The organism is Haladaptatus sp. (assembly GCF_049589095.1).
GTDB lineage: Archaea > Halobacteriota > Halobacteria > Halobacteriales > Haladaptataceae > Haladaptatus.
The window spans coordinates 1-5,762 of record NZ_JBAWAC010000065.1 but is presented as its reverse complement, the minus strand read 5'-3'; the positions used below and the strand labels follow the sequence as shown (position 1 = coordinate 5,762).

Here is a 5,762-nt window from a genome sequence, read left to right as displayed (position 1 = left end):
GATACGAATCCGGCGTTCTCACGCCTTGATTGGCGAGTCGAACCGCCGTCGCGTACTTGTGAATCGCCGTCAGCACGGCCGGAGGTGGGTTGATCATCGGCCGATGTCCGGCGAGCGTGTTGGCGATTTCCAGGTGTTCGAGCGGATGTTCGGCGGTCGTCAACAGCAGTCGGTTGACGACGATGTCCACGTCGGGGTCGAGTCGCGGTTCGTCCCCGATGATTTGAACGCGGGTGTTTCCCTTCCGAAGCCAGACGGGGACGTGGCCCAAATCGTCTATCGCATTCAGAATCGCCTTCGTTTCCTTGCTGTTGTGAAAACTGAGGACGCCGACACGAACGGGTTCGTCGTGTGGAGAAGACCTTCCTTCGCCGAGAGGAGTCATAGCTTTCCTACGCGAGGGATGGGCCTGTCCGTTTCGTCGGTACGAAACCTTGAGAGGTCCGAGAACGGTCGTGTTACAATCCGAGCGCTTTCATCAGCGGAATGCCGCTCGCCAGCGCGCCGACGAGGTAGCCGCCGATCGCGCCGCCGTTCAGGAGCGGCAGTCCGGCGTGCGCTCGGCCCTTCATTACCATCCACAGCAGGACGAGCAATCCGGCAATCGTTCCGATCATCGCGGTCAGCGCGGGCAGGTTGAGCGCGATTCCGGAGAGGAGCGCGTTCGCCGGGGAGAAGAAGGCCGCGCTGGCGACCATCACGGTCGGCATGACGGCGTCGCCGAGGCCGATGAAGAAGGCGTCTCGATTCGGTTCCCCTTCATCACCGACCGCGTCGCTGAGGCTCTCGGGATCGTCGAACTCGCCGTCCCCATCGCCGACCAGTTCGTCGTCGTTCTCGCTGACTGCGCCTTCGCTCGTCGCCTGCACGGTGTCTTCGAGGAACGAATAGGAGAGCGACAGCGGAATCACGAGGATGACGGGTATCTTCAGGTCCATCACGCCGGAGGCGAGCGTGAGCATGTGTTCCGTCCCGTAGACGCTGATGGCGTCGTAGACGGCCAGCACGGCGAGCAGGAGGATCGCGGGGAGCAAGCCGAAGCTGATGCCGAACAGCCCCGCCGACCCGGCACCCATCAGGACGCCCGCGGCGTCGATGACGTACCATTCCGGATACACCGCCAGCGCGAGTGAAACGAGCGCGGCGAAGACCCACGCGAGCACGTTGACTTGCGAATCGGCGACCGTCACCGTGACGACTGCCGGAATCACGACGCTGAACACGTACAGCGAAATCATCCCGCTGGTGAGGATGATAATCGCACGCAGGATCCACTGCACGCCGAGTTTGATGACGACGAGCATTCCCGCCGTGAAGACGAGGATGACGCCGATGTAGACGAGGCTGTTCGTCGGGTCAGACGGGTCGCTGACCGTCTGGTATCCCGCCGTCTTGAACGGCTTCACCAGCGCCAGCGCGCCGAGTTGCACCGCCAGAAAGATGGCGACGGTCAACCCGGACGCGAAGAACTCCCGCGTTCGATTGTCCATGTCGGGAGATAGAAGTGACCCCTCTTTGTGGTTTTGGGTTCGTCGGATCGATTAGGGGTTTTCAGAACCGAACGGTTACCGGGCGTAGAGTTTCGCCCCGACGAGCGTCGGAAGCGGCGTCTCGTCGTCCGGCGACACCGCGACGTAGGGTTGGGACACCGGTCCGAACACGTCCACGACCCGTCCGACCGTCGTCAGTCCCTCGTCCACCACCATCGTGCCGATGTCCGGGTACTCCTCGCTCGGCGAGCGAACGATGGCCAGTCCTTGGGCCGTCCGGACGACCTGTCCGAGTCGCTGCATCACTCGCGCATGGCCGTGACGTATGCGGCGACGGCCTGAACGACGTCGTTCTTCGCGGAGTCGTCCGCGTTCTGCACCAGCACGCGTCCGCGTTCCTCCCAGCCCTCGCGGGAGTACGCCTTGTCGCGCTCGATCACCGTGTCGTAGCCGACTTGCTGTACCGCTCGTGCGATCTCGTCCACCGTCGGTTCCTCGACGGCCATCCCTTCCGGTACCCGTCGCCCTTGTCCGCGAGTCAACCCCGCGTCGATGTAGGCGGGCCAGATGACTATTTCGACCATACCGTCACTCCACAGTCCGGCGTTAAACTCCTTTTCGTGTCACGCCGACGAGGAGGGGTTCGTGGAGGTGAGTGGTTTTTAGTGGAAATCAGTATGAAATCGGTAGAACTAGTTTTCCTGTGATACACGCTACTCCATCCCAGTACTTGCCCCCTCTGTGAAACTGCCAAACACGCCTCTGCAAAACGGTAACCGCGAAAAACGAAAAATCCGTTCAGAACCGCCGCGTCAACAGTCCAATGAGTCCTAGTGCCACGACCGCAATCGGAATGCCAAATCCGGGTTGGCCACCCGATTCGCTCGTGCTGGTGGACGAACCGGCGGTGGTCGTGGTCGTCCTCGAATCCGAGGCGGTCGACGTCATCGTCTTCTCGGTCGTCGTCGTGACGTTGGCCTTCTGATAGGCCTTCGGGTGGAGCGTCTTGGCCAGTTTGGCTATCGGTTTGACGATCTGCGGGGCGGGCTGGCTGACGTAGTTGGGGTTCAGCGAGACGGTCTGGTTCTTCTTCGCGGCGGGGGTGCTGCTGTAGGCGTCCGGAACCTTCGCGCCCGTCGAGACGATGAACCACTGGGGTTTCTGCTTGACAACGACCTCGTTACTGATGGGCTGGTAGCCGGAGATTCCGGCCTCCGCGGCGACGTTCGTCCCACCAGCCTGCGTGATGATGGTGTCCATGAACGTGCCGTTCCCGGCGGTGTACCCGCCGCTCATCACGTACATGACCGAGGGACTGTCCTCACCCTCGACGGCCTGATGGACGGTCTCGATTCGGTCTTTCATCCACGAGACAGTCTTCTCCGCACCGCCGCACTCGCCCGTGAGTTTGCCGGTGAGGTTCGTCTTGGCGTAGATGTCGTCGATGGATTTGGCCTCGCGGAACTTGTAGACGGTCAGCCCGGCGTTCCGGAGCTTTTTGACCGTCTCGTCGGAGATGACGTTCGGGGCGAGAACGAGATCGGGATTCAGCGAGACGACCTTCTCCGGGACGACGGCGGTCATCCCGGCACCCGAAACGTTCGTCTTCTCGCTCGCGCCGTCGAGGTACGCCGAGTACTTCGACACGCCGACGACCTTGTCCTTGCCGCCGATCTTCCACATCGTCTGGGCCGCGCTCGGCGAGAGCGTGACGATCCGCTTCGGCTCTTCGTTTATCGTCACCTTCGCTCCCGTCGCGTCGGTTTTCGTGACCGGGAACTTGCAGGTGGTCTGTGCGTCAGCAGCGCCCGCGACGCCCGCACCGACGCCAGCCCCGAGGGAGCTGACGATGACGGTAACGAGCAACAGCGCCGATAACAGTCGGTGTCTCATGTAGTCAGCACGTCGGCCGTATTCAATAAATATTTACCTAAAGCAATTTCACTTTCAGATAGATGCGATACGGGACGCGAGTGACGACGTGGTGTGTGGGGTTGGTAGCGGCGCTGGTCGCCGTCGTGTTGGTGAGCGCGGCCATCGGCCCGACGTCGCTCTCGCCGCTCGTCGTCGGAAAGGCGCTGCTCAACGCGCTGGCCGTCCCGACCGGAATCCGGTTTGTGAGCGGGGCGCTCACCGTTCCCGGCGGACTCGTCATCACGTTCCCCTCCTTCGATCTGCAGTACAGCCACCTCTTCTCTTTCGCCGTCCCGGAAACCGCCACGATCATCGTCATGCGGCTCCGGATGCCTCGAATCGCCCTCGCCGCCGTGGTCGGGTTCGCCCTCGCCACCGCGGGCGTCGTGATGCAGGGCTTCTTCCGGAACCCGATGGCGGACCCCTCCATCATCGGCGTCTCTTCGGGCGCGGCCGTCGGCGCGGTGGCGACCATCGCGCTCTCGATCTCGATCCCGTTCGCGCTCCCCGTCTGTTCGTTCGTCGGCGCGATTCTCGCGGCGTTCGCCGTCTACCTGCTGGCGACCCAGAACGGCAGGACGCCCGTTGCCACCCTCCTGCTCGCTGGCGTCGCGATCCAAACGCTCCTCGGCGCGGTCGTCTCCTACCTCCTGCTCCAGAGCGGGCGGAGCCTACGCGAGGCGGTGTTCTGGCTGATGGGCCACCTCAACAACGCGTCGTGGACGAAATTCGGAATCGCGCTTCCCGTCACGGTTCTCGGTTTCGCCGTCCTGCTCCTCTTCGCTTCCGACCTCAACGTCCTCCTGCTCGGCGAGGAGGACGCCCACAACCTCGGCGTCGAAGTCGAACGAACCAAGCGACTCCTGTTGACCGTCGCCAGCGTCGTCACCGCCGCCGCCGTCGCGGTTTCGGGCGTCATCGGCTTCGTCGGCCTCGTCGTCCCGCACATCATGCGCCTGTTGGTCGGCCCGGACCACCGAATCCTGCTCCCGACAAGCGCGCTCGCCGGTGCGGTCTTTCTGGTTGCGACGGACACCGTGGCCCGGTCCGCCGTCGGCGCGGCCGAACTCCCGGTCGGCATCGTCACCGCCTTCCTCGGCGCGCCCTTTTTCCTCTATCTGCTCCGCAAACGCGAGGTGCGCTCGCTGTGATCCGAATCGAGGACGTGGCGATAACGCTCGGCGACAACGAAATCCTCAGCGGTGTCAACGCGACCATCGAGGACGGGCAGTTCGTCGGCCTCGTCGGGCCGAACGGCGCGGGCAAGACGACCCTTCTCCGCGCGATGAACGGCGTTCTCACGCCGGATTCCGGCCGCGTGGTCGTTGCCGACGACGCAATCGACGACCTCTCCTCGAAGGCCGCCAGTCGCCGCGTGGCGACGGTTCCACAGGACACCACGTTGTCGTTCGATTTCTCGGTGCGTGACGTGGTCGCGATGGGCCGAAACCCGTATCGCTCGCGGTTCGGCAGCGAACTCGGCGACGGGGAAAACGATGACACGAGCGCCGCAACAGGAACCGACCTCGTCGAGCGTTCGATGGCCCGAACCGAGGTTTCGGAATTCGCCGACCGTTCGATCACCGAGGTCAGCGGCGGCGAGCGCCAGCGCGTCCTGCTCGCGCGGGCGCTCGCACAGGACACGCCCGTCCTCCTGCTGGACGAACCGACGGCCAGCCTCGACATCAACCACCAAGTCCGAACCTTCGAACTCGTCCGCGAACTCGTCGCGGACGGGAAAACCGTCGTCGCCGCGATTCACGACCTGAACCTCGCGGCCCACTACTGCGACGAACTCCTGTTGCTCGCGGGCGGGTCGGTGCTCGCGTCCGGACCGCCGACGGAAGTGCTGGCCGAGGAGACGCTACGTGAGGCGTTCGACGCCCGTGCGGTCGTTTCCAGCCATCCGGTCACCGGTTCGACGTACGTCACCGCGCTCCCCGACCGACCCGCGCAAAACGGGGGAACGGGGGAAACGGGCGGTCGGATACACGTCGTTGGCGGCGGTGGAACCGTCTCCCGACTGCTCTACCTGCTTTCCGCGGCGGGGTACGAGGTGTCCGTCGGCGTGCTGAACGAGGGGGATTCGGACCTCGAAACCGCCCGGCTTCTCGGACTCGACATCGTCACCGAAGACCCCTTCGCGCCGATAGGAACGGAAGCGCGGGAGGCCGTCGAACGACGAATCCGCGAGGCCGACGTGACCGTCCTCGCCGACGTGGAAATCGGAGCGGGCAACCTGGCGAACCTGGAGGCGGTCGCGGAAGCCGATTCGGTCGTCGTCGTGGAGGAGCGACCGTTCGCGGAGCGGAACTACGCCGGAAGCGACGCGGCGGTGCAGTATCGATCCCTCTGCGA

At 64.1% G+C, this 5,762-nt stretch carries 6 protein-coding genes and 1 pseudogene; 2 read left to right on the top strand and 5 right to left on the bottom strand.

Translation table 11 applies throughout. The features are described from left to right. The 5 genes and pseudogenes from WBV42_RS02320 to WBV42_RS02300 all read right to left on the bottom strand — a co-directional run. Window positions 1-385, bottom strand: a pseudogene (locus tag WBV42_RS02320) (RimK/LysX family protein); the annotation flags it as partial. A 73-nt stretch (window positions 386-458) separates the two neighbouring features. Further along, complete coding sequence (locus tag WBV42_RS02315; protein ID WP_423984600.1) at window positions 459-1,490, bottom strand: presenilin family intramembrane aspartyl protease PSH; 1,032 nt, start codon at window positions 1,488-1,490, stop codon at window positions 459-461. 75 nt (window positions 1,491-1,565) lie between these two features. Then, window positions 1,566-1,793, bottom strand: a complete 228-nt coding sequence (locus WBV42_RS02310) for an H/ACA ribonucleoprotein complex subunit GAR1 (RefSeq protein ID WP_253228067.1) — start codon at window positions 1,791-1,793, stop codon at window positions 1,566-1,568. After that, a complete protein-coding gene (srp19, locus tag WBV42_RS02305) occupies window positions 1,793-2,074 on the bottom strand; it encodes a signal recognition particle subunit SRP19 (protein WP_066142943.1) in 282 nt (93 codons plus the stop codon). Before srp19 ends, WBV42_RS02310 begins: the two co-directional genes overlap by 1 nt. Window positions 2,075-2,288: 214 nt before the next feature. Continuing rightward, on the bottom strand, window positions 2,289-3,383 hold the full coding sequence (locus WBV42_RS02300) for a PGF-CTERM-anchored ABC transporter substrate-binding protein (protein WP_423984599.1): 1,095 nt from the start codon (window positions 3,381-3,383) through the stop codon (window positions 2,289-2,291). 62 nt (window positions 3,384-3,445) lie between these two features. Here WBV42_RS02300 and btuC point away from each other — a divergent pair, with 62 nt between their 5' ends. Then, window positions 3,446-4,555, top strand: a complete 1,110-nt coding sequence (btuC, locus tag WBV42_RS02295; protein ID WP_423984598.1) for a vitamin B12 ABC transporter permease BtuC — start codon at window positions 3,446-3,448, stop codon at window positions 4,553-4,555. Next, window positions 4,552-5,762, top strand: a 1,211-nt coding sequence (locus tag WBV42_RS02290) for an ATP-binding cassette domain-containing protein (RefSeq protein WP_423984597.1), incomplete at its 3' end; no start/stop codon positions are given. The genes btuC and WBV42_RS02290, both read left to right, overlap by 4 nt.